Here is a 15,088-nt window from a genome sequence, read left to right on the forward strand (position 1 = left end):
CCTGTAGCTGAACCCGTGGGGGCATACGAAATGAACGGCAGTGCGGGCTTGCAGTCGGGTGCACATTGGTGCAGTTGCAGTACTAGCGACTTCAATCCTTGGTACTGCGAATCGACATTCCGCTCTATCGCGATAAGATCCGGGCGCCACCCACCTTGGCTGGCATCTGCAGGGGCCCACACCGTCAGTCTGTGCGCAGTTGCCGGGCGATGTGCTCAGCCAGGCCGTGGCAGGCCAGCAGCAGATGCTCGCGCGTGTTGTCCGCTAGCGGCTGGCCCGGTGGTAGCGCCTTTGCACACGCGTTCGCTGGCGTGCAGCAACTGCAGCAGCCCCGCCAGGGTCGAAGCGGCAAGGTCTGCGCGCTCGTGGAAGGCGCGTTGTGGCGATGCAGAATCTTCGTTCGCCGCCCTCAAGGCCAGCTCCAGTCGGCCGGCCAGATCGTGCGGAAGGCGGGCGGCGGCATCGCCCAGTGCGGCGATCACGCGGGGGTAGTGGGCGGCGGTCGTGACAGCATCCTCAATGGGCACGCGCTGTCACGCAGCGGGCGCCGGGGTGGCAGGCGGCGACGGCCGCCCGGCAAGGCCACTTTGCGGGCGCGATGGCGGCGAGCCTATGCAATTAGTCTGAAAAGCAGGCGCGTCCCGCGCAGGTTCAAGCCTGATTCACCGCAGGCCCTACGCCGCGCGCAACTGCACATCCAGGTATTCGGCCAGCCCACGGCAGGCCAGCAGCAGCCCTTCGCGCATGTCATCCCCGATCTGCTGGCCATCGTCGCCATCCACGCGCACGCGCTCGCTGGCGTGCAGCAGTTCCAGCAGGAAGGTCAGCCCGGCATTGGCGCGATCGATGCGTGCCCGCACCATGCGTTGCGCTGGTGTGCGGCCGTTGCTGGGCCATGGCTGGCCGTCGGCGCCTTCCACCTGGCGGATACGCTGCAGGCAACTGAGCAAGGTGATGCGACCGGGTGCGTCGGCGTCTGCGGCGTGGCTGGCGGCCAGGGTGGTTTCCAGGGCGCGGGCGATGGCATCCGGCAGCTGGGCGGTGGCATCACCCAGGGTGGCGAACAGGTACGGATAGGAAGAGGCTTTCATGGCGGCATCCTTGAGCGCGAGGCGAGGGCCACCGCTGCGCGTATGCGAGGGTGGCGGACGGTGCGTGGTTCCAATACCGGTGGTGGCACTGTGAAACGCCGGCGGGCACGAGGCCCCCACGCACCGCCCGCCAAAGAAGCGCAGACGGATTGCCTGCCGACGCCGCTCAACAAGGAAAGAGCGACGCCGGCAGACAAGCGTAAACAACAGTGTTACCAAACGGGATTGGAAGCCCGTGCCACCCGTTGTCGGTGGCCGCACATGAATCGCACGCAGCACCCGTGCTGCCAATGAGAAAAGTTGGAAGGTCGAAAAGTTCGCAAAGTGATGGCACAACGGCCGTGCGTGCCGATTGCGACAAACCTGTAGAGCCGAGCCTATGCTCGGCTGCTTCTGCCGCGGTTGAAGCCGAGAGCAGCCGAGCGTGGGCTCGGCTCTACAGAAAACAGAAAGCAGAACGGCACCGGATCTTTCCGGCGCCGTTCTTTCATCTACATCACCACTTATAGGCAAGGCTCACGTTGCCCGTTGCTTCGCGATAGCCGTGGTCACCGCGCATCACACCAAACCCGCCCCATGCGCTGAAGCCGGAGCGGAATTGCACGCGCGCACCGGCATTCAACTCATAGCGGTTGCGCGGCACGCTGGCCTTCAGCGCCTCATCATCAAACGCCATGCCGTTGCTGGCGCCATCGCGGTACCAGTTGGCCACCACGTACGGGCTGACCGACGCACCGGCCGCCGAATGGCCATCGCCCTGCAGACGCAGGCCCGCGCGACCGGACAGGCCGCTGTCGCCCAGGCTGCGCACGATGGTGCCGTTGGCTTCCTGGTGGCGCTCAGTGTTGGCATCGGTGTAGACCAGCTGCAGTTCCGGCTGCAGGCTCAGCGCAGTACTGCCGATCTGGCCGATGCCGAAGCGATAACCGGCTTCCACGGACGACTGCCAGATATCCGAATCGTAGCGTTCCTCGGCCAGGCCTTGGCCCTGCACGCGGTTGCGGAACTGGCCGCGCTGCACGCTGGCATCCACATACAGCGCATCGCTGGCCCAGTTGCCGTACACACCCAGCGCGCCACCGTCCACCTTGCCGCGTGCGCTGTAGCCGGTCACCTGCGAACGCGAGGTGGCGCTGGATTGCGCCAGCGTCCCCATCACGCCCACGCGGCCGCGGCCGTCATCGAAAACACCCACGTCCGCGCCCAGCTGCAGGCGCGAGCGATCCACGCGCAGGTCGAGCTGGTCTTCAACTGCGGACAGCTTGCTCTGGTTGGCATCCACCCGCGCCCAGCCGCGCACGCCATCGCTGGCAGTGCTGCCGCCCTGGCGATCACGCCAGGTGTGGCGCAGCAGCTGGTCCATCGCGAACTGGTTGGCCAGGTAGGCGCCGGCTTCCGGACGGAGCACCGGGGTGGGGTCGACGGGATCGATCGGGTCGATCGGGTCGATCGGGTCGATCGGGTCAATTGGATCGATGGGCGTGCACTCGGGCAGGCTCGGGTCCACCAGGCACGGGTCCGGGCCGGCGCCCGCCTGCGAGCGCAGGTACCAGTTGCCGTTGGCATCCTTCACCAGGAAGTACTCGTACTGCCCGCCGACCGCGCGGCCCTGCAGGTCGAACTGCGCGTTGGAGGCGCCACCAATGTCGATCAGCTCGATGCCGCGATCCGTCTTCGCCCCTGCGCCGCCGGCATTGAGCACGCGTACATTGGCCTGGCCGTTGGCATCGCCGGTAATCACCAGCTTGTCGGTCAACGAGGTGTCGTCGCCCAATGCCGTATTGAAGACCACCAGGGTGCCATCGGCGCTGAACGCATCCACGGTCAACGTGTTGAAGGTGCTGCCATCGCCCAGCTCGAGAATGGTCGCGCCGCGCATCGACAGCTGCCCTGCCTTGCTGTCGCCGGTCAGCCTCCAGCGGGAATCGTTGATGCGCAGATCATCGATGTTGCTGGCTGTTCCAATCAAGGCACTGTCGTTGTCCAGCTGCACCGAAACGTTCGTCCGCTGTTCAGCAACAAGATTGCCGACGAGCTGGGACTCGGAGGCCGTCAGCGCAACGGTACCGCTGCCTCGCGCGTTAAGGGCAACCGCACCGGTGACGAGTGAGCCACCCGCCAGATCGATGAAGGCTGTTAATCCGGAGTTGGCGCCCGCAGAGAGGCCCGGTCCTGTTCCTGCGCTGACGGACGAACCCTGCAGCTGCACGCTGCTGTCCGACGACGCTGCGCCAACAGAGATGCCACCGTCGGCGCCGGACAGTGATGATCCACGAACCGTTGCGGCTGCGTTGCTGATCTGCAGGGCACCGCTGTTGGAGGACCTGCCGCCAACCAGGGTCGAGTTGGAGATTTCCAGCGTCGCCCCATTCAAAACCCACGCCGCCAGAGCACCGGCCGAGATCGTACTGTCGGACAGCTGGATGACGCCACCGGGGGCACTGCCGGGGCCGTACCCGATGTAGAGCCCGAACTCTTCGCTGGTGATCGTGGAGCGACGCATCTGTGCATCACCGCCACGGAGTTCGATCCCAACGCCGGACGAGGTCACGCGCAGATCTTCGGCGGAAAGGTTGCCGCCCAGCTGCAGGATGCCCTGTACGCCCACGGTGCTTCCCCCATTGGCGATCACGTTCACGTTGCGCAGTTCGAGCGTGCCGTCTTCCTTGGCAAACGCCCGGGTTGCCACCGAGATGGTGCTGTCGGCCATTTCCACATGCGTATCAGCATCGTACTGGCTGAAACCGGTGTAATCCGACTCGACCGTCGTGTTTCGCATGGAAAGGCTGCTGCCCGATCGCAGAATGCCTGCATGCGGCTCAAGTAGGCCTGTCGCAATGATGCGGCTGTTTGCCAACACGGCTTGGGACGAATCGTCCAGCCGGAGGCCCACTCCACTGGTGATGGTTGCACCATCAGCGGTCAGCATCGCCCCTGTTGCCGATACAGACCCACTGGTTGCTCCCGGTGCCAGCGTGAGCGTGGCGCCTGTACGCACATTCCAGTGTTCGGTGGCATCGCCCTCGTTGACCGTATGTGAGGTGCCTGGTGCGACCGTGCCGGCCAGTGCCGCCACCGGGGCCATGGACATGAGAACAGGCAGCAAGGCCAACGCGAGTGGACGTAGTGCCAAGGACTGAGCGCGGGAGTGGACGATCATGGGTGTGTCCTTCTTGGAGGGGGATGGTGGGACGCTGCGTGCCAACCAAGTGCCTCTGTTCAGGCTGGTGACGTATACGACGCTGGCGTGTGGAGGCCGCGTGAGGCGCAGCAGTCGTCTACGATTGCAGGTGTCCGGAATTCCCGTGCAGTGTGCTCAGCGCGGTCGCGGCTTCCCATGCAAGTTGTTGTAAAGCTGGCTTGACGCCGATCCCGGATTCAGGTGGCGGACACGATTGCGACAGCCTGTCGCAGCAGCTCTGCAATGCATTCGATGGTGATGCCGGCACGCCGCATTGAGCATGGAACTGTCTTTAACGGAGAGATTCCATGCAGCTACAGATCTACCATCCGGCTGTGCTTGCCAGTGCGCTTGCTGCGGCCCTTTTCACATGGCACGACGCCTCCGCACAGCAGGTCGTGGCCGACGGTGACGAGCAGACGCCACCGCCAGGCGACTACCACACCACCGAGCCGGTCCTGCCCGGTGATCCCTCGGGCCATGCGTTCTACGCCATCAACGGTGGTCGCATTCTGCCGACCGGGGCTGTGAACCTCTCCACGACCGGGCGTGGCGCGCACGCCGCGCATGCAGAAGGCGCTGGCAGCGTGATTTCGCTGCTTGGGGGGGCGGTGATCACCAGTGGTGTCTCCGCGGCGGGTGCCTCGGCTGCCGCAGGCGGCCGCCTGGAGGCAAGAGACGTGGTGATCCATACCACCGGCAACGGCGCCCACGGCGTGCAGGTGCAGGAGGGCGTTGCCGTGCTGCAGAACGTTCAGGTGCGGAGCGAGGGTGGTGACGCGCTGCGGCTGATGGGTGGCACGCTGCAGGTGCAGGGTGGGGTCTTGCAGATAAGTCGCACGGGTACGTCTGGCCTGTATGCCGACGCCGGTGCCGCCACGCTGGACGGTGTTTTCATTGAAATGGCCGGCAACGCACAGAACGGCGTGCTTGCCACCGGAACCGCCGACGTGGAACTGCGCAACGCAAGCATCACCCGGACCGGCCACGGCGGCGTCGCTGCAACTGCGCATCGTGAAGCTTCGCTGGCCCTGCACCAGGTCGATATCGACCTGCGGGGCGGGGGCGGCATAGGCCTGGCGATGGGCGGACGTGTCGATGTTTCCGACAGCCGCATCGCCGTGCACGGTGACAACAGCTATGCGGTGGAGCAGACCGGCGGTGCACTGACGGTGCAGGGCAGCGCGCTTTCAGGCGCTGTGGGCGTCAGGCTCAGGGACAATGCCGCAACAGTGCTGCTTGACAGTACTGTGCGCGGCGAGGCGATGGCGCTGGAGATCAACGGGCGTGGTATCGCCGCATCGGTCGAGCGGAGCGTGATTGCCAGCACCGGTGGCACCGCTGTCTGGATGCCGAACCAGTCGATGCTGACGCTGCGGGATTCCTCGGTGACCGCGCAGGGCGAGCGTGGCCTCGGCCTGGATGTGAGAGGTGGGCATGCGCAGCTCTTCGGTACACAGGTACGCACCCAGGGCGGTTCCGGCCATGGCCTGTACGCGCATGATGATGCAGGGCGCGCCCCGTTGATCGAGGCATCCGGCGTGCAGGTCCTCACTGAAGGCGATGGCGCCTCCGCCGTGATCGCACGCACCGGCGGCACGATCGCGGTGCACGACAGCCATCTGCAGACCCTGGGCCGCGCTTCCCATGGGGTCATCTCAGGGGGGCACGGCGAAGTCGTGCTGGGCAACACGCATGTGCGCACCGAAGGCGAAGGGGCCTGGGCGGCGGTGATCAATGACAACGGCCGGATGAGCATCGATGGCGGCTCGCTGGTAAGTGCGCGGCACGGTGGCGTGTGGCTGCGCAGCAGCCGCGACCCGGGCCTGACCTTGTCCAACGGTGCGCTGCTGTCCGGTGGCAATGGCATTGGACTGGCCCTGGATGCCGCGGTGGCGGGCCGCTTCGACGTGGCGCTGGAGGGCAGTTCGCAGATGCTGGGCAACATCGTCATCACCCCGGAGGATGAGGACGCCGGCCTGGTGCCGCAATCCGACGTGCATGTGCGCCTGCGTGACGGCTCGCTGTGGCAGGGCACTTCGGATCTGGTGCAGACGATGGCGATTGAAAGCGGCAGCCAATGGACCCTGACCGGCGATGCCACGGTGGGTGAACTGCAGGTGCGCGGCAGCGGCCTGGCTCTGTCTGATGGGAGCGGCACGTTCAATACGCTTACCGTGGAAGGCGATCTGCACGCCGAAGGCGCGCACTTCCTGTTCAACGGCGCGCTGGCCGGTGATGAAAGCGCTGTTGATCGCCTGCAGGTGCGGGGCGGTACCAGCGGTGATGCATCGATCATGGTGCGCAACATCGGCGGCGTTGGCGCGGCCACGGTAGATGGCATCGCACTGATCGAGATCCAGGGTGCGTCCTTGGCGGCCTACACGCTTGCCGGTCGCGCAGTGGCCGGTTCCCACGAGTACTTCCTGTTCCAGGGCGGCCTGATCGATCCCACCGATGGCAACTGGTACCTGCGTTCGCAGTGGTTCGATGTCTGCGAGGACGACCCGGGTGCGCCGGGTTGCGGCGTCGACCCGGGTCCGGGCCCTGGGCCTGACCCGGGTGAGGGCGGCGAAGAAGGTGGCGGTGGCGATCCGGTCATTCCGCCGCCGGTGCTGCGCCCGGAGGCCGGCGCGTACCTGGCCAATCAATCGGCAGCGCTGAACATGTTCTCCCATCGTCTGGACGACCGCATCGGCGCCGTATCGCTGGGCGAAGATCGCGCCGCGTGGGCGCGCGTCGGCCGCCAGCAGGCGGACTTCAGCGCGGTCGGTGGTCAGCTGTCGGTGGATGGAAACACTTCGTTGCTGCAGATCGGCAGCGATCTGCAGCGCCGTGGCAATGCGGTGTTCGGCGTGATGCTGGGCAGCGGCCGTGCCGACAGTTCGGTGGTGTCCGACCTGACCGGTTACAGCGCCAAGGCGCGCGTACGCGGTAATGCCGTGGGTATGTACGGCACGTGGTTGCAGGAGGCTGAAGGCACGCACGGAGCGTACGTCGATGCAAACCTGCAGTACGGCCGTTTTGACAACCGCGTGCAGGGTGTAGGCCTGCAGCGCGAGACCTACGGTTCGCGCATGGCGAGCGCATCACTGGAGGCCGGTCATACCTTCAACGTGTGGCAAGGGGCATCCAGCAATGTGTACATGCAACCGCAGGTGCAGCTGTCGTACATGGATTTCCGTGCGGATCGGCACGTGGAAGCCAACGGTACCGTGGTCGACCGAGCCGATGCGGGTGGCCTGAGTGGACGACTGGGCGTGCGTGCGTTCGGACAGCGTGCAACGGCTGGCACGCTCGTGCAGCCCTACATCGGGGTGAACTGGCTGCGGGGCAGCGGTAGCAGTACGTTGCAGCTCAACGGTGACACGCTGGGCGCGGACGTGCCGCGCAACCGTTACGAAGTGCAGGCCGGTGCCGAGCTGAAGCTGGGCCAGCGCCGGGGTGCATGGGGTGGTATGAGCGCGCAGCGTGGTGACCACGGCTACCGCAACGTGGGTGGCCAGGTGGGTCTGCGAATGGCCTGGTAAGTAGTTCTGACGGGGTCGGAGCCCATTGCCTGTGCAATGGGATCCGACCCCGTTCGCGATCCCGTTCGGATCGGCAGCGCCGGGCCATGCCCGGCGGAACGCTACACCGGCGGCAGCACCTTGCCCGGGTTGAGGATGCCATCCGGGTCCAGCGCGGCCTTGATCGCACGCATCGTCGCCAGCGTTTCCGCGCTGAATGCCTTCGCCATGAAATCGCGCTTGGCCAGGCCGATGCCATGTTCGCCGGACAACGTGCCGCCCAGTGCCAGCGTCAGTTCGAAGATCTTCGGCAGCGCGGCGTGTGCACGCGCGTTCTCGTCGGCATCTTCCGGGTGGTACAGGATGTTGACGTGCAGGTTGCCGTTGCCGGCATGGCCGAAGGTAACGATGGTCAAGGTGTAGTCGCGTGCCAGCGCCTGCACACCGGCCACCAGATCCGGAATGCGCGACACCGGTACCACCACGTCTTCATTGATCTTGCCTGGCGCCACGCTGCGCAGCGCGGGCGACAGCGCCTTGCGCGCGGCCCACAGCTGATCGCGCGCGCGGCCTTCCATCGCCACGTCCAGTGCGATCATGCCGTCGCCTTCGGCGGCGCTGGCCAGCGCCTGCAGCAGGTAGGGCAGGGTGTCGTGGTCGCCATCGGCTTCGACCAGCAGCATCGCGCCGGCCTCGGGCACGTCGGCGCCATTGAGGCGCAGCAACTGCAGGCTGCGCGCATCCATGAATTCCAGGCGGGTGGGCACCACCGGCTGTGACATCAGGCGCGACACGGCAGCGGCCGCTGCATCGGCATCGCGGTACAGCACGCGCAGGCCGGCCTGGCTGACCGGCAGCGGGGTCAGTTTCAAGGTGGCTTCCACGATCAGCGCCAGCGTGCCTTCGCTGCCCACCAGCAGATGGGTCAGGTCGTAGCCGGTGGAATCCTTGGTGTAGGCGCCGCCGCAACGGATCACTTCGCCCGCGCCGGTCACTGCCACCAGGCCCAGCACGTTGTCGCGGCTGGTGCCGTACTTCACCGCGCGCGGTCCGCCGGCATTGCAGGCCAGGTTGCCGCCCACGCTGCAGATCTCCGCGCTGGACGGGTCCGGTGCCCAGAACAGGCCGTGCGGTGCCAATGCCTGTTGCAGTGTGCCGTTGAGCACACCCGGCTGCACCACGGCACAGCGGTCGCCGGCGCGGATCTCGACAATGCGATCCATGCGCGTGAACGACAGCACGATGCTGCCGGGCAATGGCACGGCCGCGCCGGTGGTGCCAGTGCCCGCGCCGCGTGCCACCAGGGCGATGCCATGCGCGCGGCAGGCACGCACCAGCGCTTGGACCTGTTCGATGTCGGCCGGCAGCGCCACGGCAGCGGGGCGTTGGCGGCGCCAGGAATTGTCCTGCGCATTCGCCTCCAACGTGCCGTCATCCATGCGCCAGCCCTCCGCGCCCAGCAGCGTCGACAGTTCGGTAACGAGGGCGGCAGGCAGGGCAGTGCTCATGAGGGTTCTCGCGGAACAGCAGGGTCGGGGTGGATCAATTTCCAGGCAACCACCGCGCAGGCCAGTGGCAGCCACACCCAGCGCAGTTCCGACAACAGCGTGGCCAAGCCACGTGCGCTGAAGAACTGCGGGGCAAACGGCGAAACGCGGATCGGTCGCCACGGCGCGAAGAAGCGATGCTCGCTCCACGGCCAGGCCAGGGCAACGCCCAGGCCGCCGGAGGTCATCGCATCCAGCAGCGGATGGCTGGCCGCGCACACAAACACGAACGTCGCCGCTTGTAGGGGCGATGCCACCGTTGGCGCTGCCTTGGTAGGTGCCAACCTTGGTTGGCACAGAACCGCCGACCAAGGTCGGCGACTACCGGGGCTTTGAACCGGCGACCAAGGTCGGCGGCTACCGGGGCTTTGAACCGCCGACCAAGGTCGGCGGCTACCGAAGAACGCCAGCACCGCCGCCAACGCGGCCAGCACGCCGGCAAACAGCAACGAATGGCTGGCACCGCGATGGCCGAACGCATCGGCATAAGGGATATGCAGGGCAAACGCCAGCACATCGGCGTCGGGCAGCATCGCGGCAATCACGCCGGCGGCCAGCACGCGCGGCGGAATGCGGCCGCGGTCCGCGGCGCACCACAGCGCCAGCGGCACGGCGGCATGGGTGATGATCGAAGGCATCAGCAGTCATCCAACCGGAACGCATCGCGCAGCCAGCGCAGCTGCGGCGGATCGCCACTGGCTTCGACCACATCGAAACGGCAGGGCGCATCGGCCAGCGCAGGATGCTCCTGCAGGTACAGCAGCGCCGCATGGGCCAGGCGTCGGCATTTGCGCGCATCCACCGAAGCGGCACCGCCACCAAAATCAGACCGCGCGCGGTAACGCACTTCCACGAACACCACGGTGCCCGCGTCGTCCATCACCAGATCCAGTTCGCCGCCGCGGTAGCGCACGTTGCGTGCGCGCGGCAGCAGGCCGGCCCGCTGCAGGTGCTGCTCGGCGGCGGTTTCCACCGCCGAGCCCCGTTGCAGGTGCTCAGCGACCACCGGCGATCGGCATCGGCCGGCCACCGCTGAAGGTGGACCACGCTGGCTGGCGCAGGATGTTGCCGTTGCTGTCCAGGTACAGCGTGCCGGTGGCGCCATCCAGGCCGCCCTCGTTGGACAGCTTGTCCAGGTAAGCGCTGATCTTCCACGCATCGGCACCGAAGGCGAACAGGCGGCCGGCGGCACCGCGTGCGCTGGGCAGGGTCTGTGCCACCTGTGCGGCCAAGGGCACGCCGGACACGCTGCGTACGTTCCACGCTTCGTTCGGATAGATGATGCCGTCCAGTGCCACGTCTTCTTCCACCTTGCCGCTGCCGGTGGTCAGCTGGCTGGTGCCGACGCGCGTTGCGCCACCGGCCCCGGCCAGGGCCAGCTGCGGTGCCAGCAGGCGTGCCTGCGGGGCACGTACGGCCAGGAACACTGCATCGATCTGGCCGGCGTTGCGCACCTGCGCGCTGACATCGCCCACCGCCTCACCCACCGCCACCGTGGCGGCGACCGTGCCGCCGCGCTGGGCAAAACGCTGCGCGAACGCGGCGGCGGCGCGGCGGCCGGTGTCGTCGTTGCTGTTGATGACCAGGGCGCGGTTGCGCTCGCGGCCCCGCATGTATTCGGCGGCGACGATGCCATCGTCTTCCGGTGCCAGCGAGAAACCGGCGCTGCCGGCCGGTGGCGCATCCTTGCCGCGGTTCAGGCCCAGCACCGGCACCGGCAGCTGCTGGCGGCCGTAGACCGCGTCCACTTCATCGCGGCCGAGCGGGCCGACCACGAAGTCGGCACCGGAAGCCACGGCCTTGTCATACGCGGCCAATGCACCGGCCGGAGTACCGGCGGTATCGAAGAAGCTGATCTCCGGGCGGCGTCGGCCTTCGCCGTAGTACGCCGCCAGCAGGCCATCACGCACCGGCTGTGCAGCAGTGGCCAGGCGTCCGCTGAGCGGCAGCAGCACGGCCATCTTTGCCGGTGGGCGATAGCCATCGCTCATGGCCGGCGGGCGCTTGCTGGTGTCGAACTGGGCCGCGCCGTCGCGGTCGAATGGGCGCGGCAGCGGCAGGCCGCGCGCAATCAGCGCGCGGCCTGCGAAGTTGTACAGCGGGTCGTTGGCCGGCAGCGCGGCAGCGCGGCTGCGCAGGGTGGCATCGTCCAGCGTGCCCAGCAGGCCGGCGATCGCGGCCTGGTTCTCGTTGCGGGCGGTGCCGGTCAGGCCGGCATGGGCGCGGGCACGCTCGGTCGCGGCGGCGAAGCTGTCACCGCTGGCCTGCAGGGCGCTGGCGCGGGCCAGGTACCACCGGGTGCGCAGGCTGGGGTGCACGTTGTCACCTGCGTCCTTCAGCAGGACCAGCACCTGTGCCGGCTGCTTGTCGGCCAGGGCCAGCTCGGCGCCGGTCAGCTGGAAGCGCTGCAGGCTGGCACCGCTCAGCTGGCGGGCGGTCAGCTGGCCCAGCAGGCTGCGCGCGCGGGCGCTGTCACCGGCCAGGTGCCAGGCCCAGGCCGCGTCGGCCAAGGTATTGCTGCGGGCGGTGCCGCGCAGGGTGGCGGCCTGCGCTTCCAGCTGCAGGGCGGCGTCGCGCGGCTTGCCTTGTTCGATCAGCGCCAGCGCCTGGCTCTGGGCCGGCGATTCAGGGGCGCTGGTCAGGCTGGTGGTGGCACAACCGGCCAGCAGCATCAGCGAGAGCGACAGGGCGGAGATGCGTGCGGCGGGCTTGTTCATGATCGGGTCCATGCGATGAGGGCAGCGGCCTTGGCCAGGTACACGCTACGATTCTACCCTTGCCCCGTGAGTACCGCTGAAATGAGTGTGCCAACCCTGTATGTCGTCGCCACGCCGATCGGCAACCTGGCCGATCTGAGCCCGCGCGCGCAGGAGGTGCTGCGCTCGGTGGCGGCCATCTGTGCCGAAGACACCCGCCGCAGCGGCCAGCTGCTGTCCCATTTCGGCATCCAGCAGCCGCTGGTGGCCCTGCACGAACACAATGAAGAGGCCCTGGCGCAGCGCCTGGTCTCGCGGCTGCAGGCCGGCGAGTCGCTGGCACTGGTCAGCGATGCCGGCACCCCGCTGGTCAGCGATCCGGGGTTCCGCCTGGTCCGCGCCGCGCGTGCGGCCGGCATCAAGGTCAGCCCCATTCCGGGCGCCTGCGCTGCCATCGCCGCGCTGAGCGTGGCCGGCCTGCCCAGCGACCGCTTCAGTTTCGAGGGCTTCCTGCCGGCCAAGGCCAGTGGTCGCCGCGACCGGCTGCAGGGGCTGGCCGGCGAAGTGCGCACGATGGTGTTCTATGAATCCTCACACCGCATTGCCGAATCGCTGGCCGACATGGCCGCGATCTTCGGCGGCGAGCGCCCGGCGGTGCTGGCGCGTGAGCTGACCAAGCTGTTCGAAACCGTGCTGGATGGCGATCTGGCCAGCCTGCTGGCGCGGGTGGAAGCCGACGACAACCAGCGCAAGGGTGAGTTCGTGGTGATGGTGCAGGGCGCCGGGGACGATGAAGAAGCCAAGCTGGCCGAGGGCCGCCGGGTCTACGCCAAGCTGAGCGAGCACCTGCCGCCGTCCACCGCCGCCAAGCTGGCCGCCGAGCTGACCGGCGCCCCGCGCAAGGCGTTGTACGGAAGTTGATGGAGTGTGCGGACCAAGGTCCGCACCTACCAGGGCAGCGCGATCGGTAGATCCACGCCACGCGTGGATGCAAGCACCGCACGCTGTGATCAACACGGCAGAAAAGGCGTGCGTGCGCTAGAATGCGCGCTGGCGGAGTCGGCCAGACAGTCGCGTCATCCCTTCGGGGGTGCCGAGGAAAGTCCGGGCTCCATAGGGCAAGGTGCCAGGTAACGCCTGGGCGGCGCAAGCCGACGGAAAGTGCAACAGAAAGATACCGCCTACGTCTTCTTCGGAAGGCCGGTAAGGGTGAAATGGTGCGGTAAGAGCGCACCGCGAGTCTGGTAACAGACCGGCACGGCAAACCCCACCTGGAGCAAGACCAAATAGGGATCCTTTGGCGCGGCCCGCGTTGGATCCGGGTAGGTTGCTTGAGCGTTGCGGTGACGTAACGCCTAGAGGAATGACTGTCCACGACAGAACCCGGCTTATCGGCCGGCTCCGCCCCTTCCTTCTGCATATGCGCGGGGTCAGGGCCCTTTCCTGCGGAAAAGGATCCGACCCCGCTGCCCTGCCTCAGCCCGGCGTGCGGTACTGGCCGGCGGAAATGAACTGCGAGAAGCGTTCGCACCACACCACGACCGTGGTGTAGTCCTCCACGTCCACATTGGCCGGCACGTCCACCAGGAAGCGGTTGAAGGTCTTGACCTCGCCAACGCGCAGTGCGCTGGCCTTGATCCGCTCGAAGTCGGCATTGTTATCAACGAATTCGCGGGTCAGGTAGACCTTGTAATCCGGGCCGGGCGCGATCTTGCCGTCAAAGGCGATCTGGCGTGCACTGACGCTGACCTTGCCTTCGGCCCAGTGCAGCGCATCGCTGCCCTTGAGATTCTTGTGGAAGCTGGTGCGGTAGGTGGCGTCGGCCATCGCCGCCTGCACTTGTTCGACCGGCGGGTCATCCGGCGCAATCAGGATCGGCAGGAAGTACACGCCCAGCCCGAAGCCGAGGCCGAGGGTAAGCAGGTGGGTGGCGAGCGGAACGAGGATGCGGCGCATGGGTGTCTCCTTGGGTGGGGCCGGCAGGTGCGCGGCGCAGGGCAGTGCATGGCCACCCTCAGAGGTCGCGTGCGGCATTCATAGGTACAGCGCCAGAGGCGGAAAGGTACAGCGAGCCCGTTGCCTCGCCGCAACCCTTGGCGCGCGGGCGTTGGCGATCTCACCCCGTAAACTGAATGACGTTTCTGGCTCGATAAGGGGGCGAAGCCAGAGCATGCGGATCGCGACAGTCACGACCGCCGGAGGGGCGATCAGAAGCTGGCTTGGCTCTGTCCGGTGAACACGCCCTGTGGGCCGAAGCGGCGTTCGTGCATCTGGCCGTGGCCATCGGCATCGATCAGCAGCACGGTGCTGGCGCGGGTGCCGTAGTCGTCCCCGCGGATGAAGGCGGGGCTGAGCCAGCGTTCGCGCTGCAGGCCGATGCCGGTGTCGGGCAGGTCGCTGTCGGCCGGACGGTGTTCGTCGGCGAGGGCTTCCCAGAGTGCGGCCAGTTCCGGGATCGGATCCCTTTCGCTCTGCGAAAGGGATCCGATCTCTTCGGCCTTCAGCCAGGACGAGAGGGCGGCCATCAGCCGGCGGGTCTTCGGCCACGGGGCATCCAGCGCGCCATTGGACATGCCGTGCACGCCCGCGTCCAGGGTCTGCCGCTCGGCAGGGTGGTTGCCGAGGTATTCCAGGGTCTGGCCATCGGCCAGCAGCAGGTTGAACGGTGCGTAGGCACCGGCCACGGCGGCCAAGCGGTCCATGTGGGTGCCCGCGGGATCGCGCCCGCGCAGGAAATCGGCGACCAGTGCGCCACGTGACGGCCCGCTCTGTGCGGCCAGCGGGTCGCGCACGTTGGTCACCACCGCCATGCGGCCGGCCGCACCGACGCCGGCCCAGCCACCGCCCGAACGCAGGTCGCGCCCGCCGATGATCGCCGGTTCGTTTTCCCAGGGCGCCAGCGCCGCCGTGGGGCGGGCGTGGAACTCATCGCGGTTGCCGACCATCACCAACCGCCAGCGCGGGTGCTGAAGCCAGCCAAGAGCAAGCAGGCACATGGCGTCATTGTGCCCGGTTTGCGCAGTGTGGCGTCGCTTTCAGCGTGTTCCGGATGAATGCGCGATCG

General features: G+C 67.3%; 10 protein-coding genes and 1 other RNA gene. 3 read left to right on the top strand and 8 right to left on the bottom strand.

The genetic code is table 11. The features are described 5' to 3' along the window. Positions 1 to 674: 674 nt before the first annotated feature. Positions 675 to 1,091: a hypothetical protein gene (locus tag C1922_RS03450; RefSeq protein WP_108748514.1), complete on the bottom strand. Its 417-nt coding sequence runs from the start codon at positions 1,089 to 1,091 to the stop codon at positions 675 to 677. A 496-nt stretch (positions 1,092 to 1,587) separates the two neighbouring features. Continuing rightward, entirely contained in the window at positions 1,588 to 3,870 is a 2,283-nt protein-coding gene (locus tag C1922_RS20640) for an autotransporter outer membrane beta-barrel domain-containing protein (RefSeq protein ID WP_234413461.1), read from the bottom strand. A gap of 710 nt (positions 3,871 to 4,580) precedes the next feature. On the opposite strand from C1922_RS20640, the gene C1922_RS03460 reads away from it, so the two are divergent. Next, positions 4,581 to 7,802 carry an autotransporter outer membrane beta-barrel domain-containing protein gene (locus C1922_RS03460; RefSeq protein ID WP_108748515.1) on the top strand — a complete coding sequence of 1,074 codons (3,222 nt, stop codon included), beginning with the start codon at positions 4,581 to 4,583 and terminating at the stop codon, positions 7,800 to 7,802. A gap of 101 nt (positions 7,803 to 7,903) precedes the next feature. On the opposite strand, the gene C1922_RS03465 is transcribed toward C1922_RS03460, so the two are convergent. From C1922_RS03465 to C1922_RS03480, 4 genes are read right to left on the bottom strand one after another with little or no spacing between them, the layout of a single operon-like run. Next, complete coding sequence (locus C1922_RS03465; protein WP_108748516.1) at positions 7,904 to 9,289, bottom strand: FAD-linked oxidase C-terminal domain-containing protein; 1,386 nt, start codon at positions 9,287 to 9,289, stop codon at positions 7,904 to 7,906. Further along, positions 9,286 to 9,966, bottom strand: a complete 681-nt coding sequence (locus C1922_RS03470) for a metal-dependent hydrolase (protein ID WP_108748517.1) — start codon at positions 9,964 to 9,966, stop codon at positions 9,286 to 9,288. The genes C1922_RS03465 and C1922_RS03470 overlap by 4 nt, the downstream gene beginning before the upstream one ends. Beyond that, complete coding sequence (locus C1922_RS03475) at positions 9,966 to 10,358, bottom strand: YraN family protein (RefSeq protein WP_108748518.1); 393 nt, start codon at positions 10,356 to 10,358, stop codon at positions 9,966 to 9,968. The genes C1922_RS03470 and C1922_RS03475 overlap by 1 nt, the downstream gene beginning before the upstream one ends. Beyond that, positions 10,324 to 12,045 carry a penicillin-binding protein activator gene (locus C1922_RS03480; RefSeq protein ID WP_108751468.1) on the bottom strand — a complete coding sequence of 574 codons (1,722 nt, stop codon included), beginning with the start codon at positions 12,043 to 12,045 and terminating at the stop codon, positions 10,324 to 10,326. Before C1922_RS03480 ends, C1922_RS03475 begins: the two co-directional genes overlap by 35 nt. Before the next feature lie 81 nt (positions 12,046 to 12,126). Between C1922_RS03480 and rsmI the strand changes: the two genes are divergently transcribed. Further along, positions 12,127 to 12,945 carry a 16S rRNA (cytidine(1402)-2'-O)-methyltransferase gene (gene rsmI / locus C1922_RS03485; protein WP_108748519.1) on the top strand — a complete coding sequence of 273 codons (819 nt, stop codon included), beginning with the start codon at positions 12,127 to 12,129 and terminating at the stop codon, positions 12,943 to 12,945. Positions 12,946 to 13,079: 134 nt separating this feature from the next. After that, positions 13,080 to 13,431, top strand: an RNA gene (gene rnpB, locus C1922_RS03490) — RNase P RNA component class A. 69 nt (positions 13,432 to 13,500) lie between these two features. Here rnpB and C1922_RS03495 read toward each other — a convergent pair. Continuing rightward, a complete protein-coding gene (locus tag C1922_RS03495) occupies positions 13,501 to 13,980 on the bottom strand; it encodes a DM13 domain-containing protein (RefSeq protein ID WP_108748520.1) in 480 nt (159 codons plus the stop codon). A 251-nt stretch (positions 13,981 to 14,231) separates the two neighbouring features. After that, positions 14,232 to 15,020, bottom strand: coding sequence for an NRDE family protein (locus C1922_RS03500; protein WP_108748521.1), 789 nt, complete (start codon positions 15,018 to 15,020; stop codon positions 14,232 to 14,234). Positions 15,021 to 15,088 lie beyond the last annotated feature (68 nt).

Origin of the sequence: Stenotrophomonas sp. ZAC14D2_NAIMI4_7 (genome assembly GCF_003086675.1) — a bacterium.
Taxonomy (GTDB): domain Bacteria; phylum Pseudomonadota; class Gammaproteobacteria; order Xanthomonadales; family Xanthomonadaceae; genus Stenotrophomonas.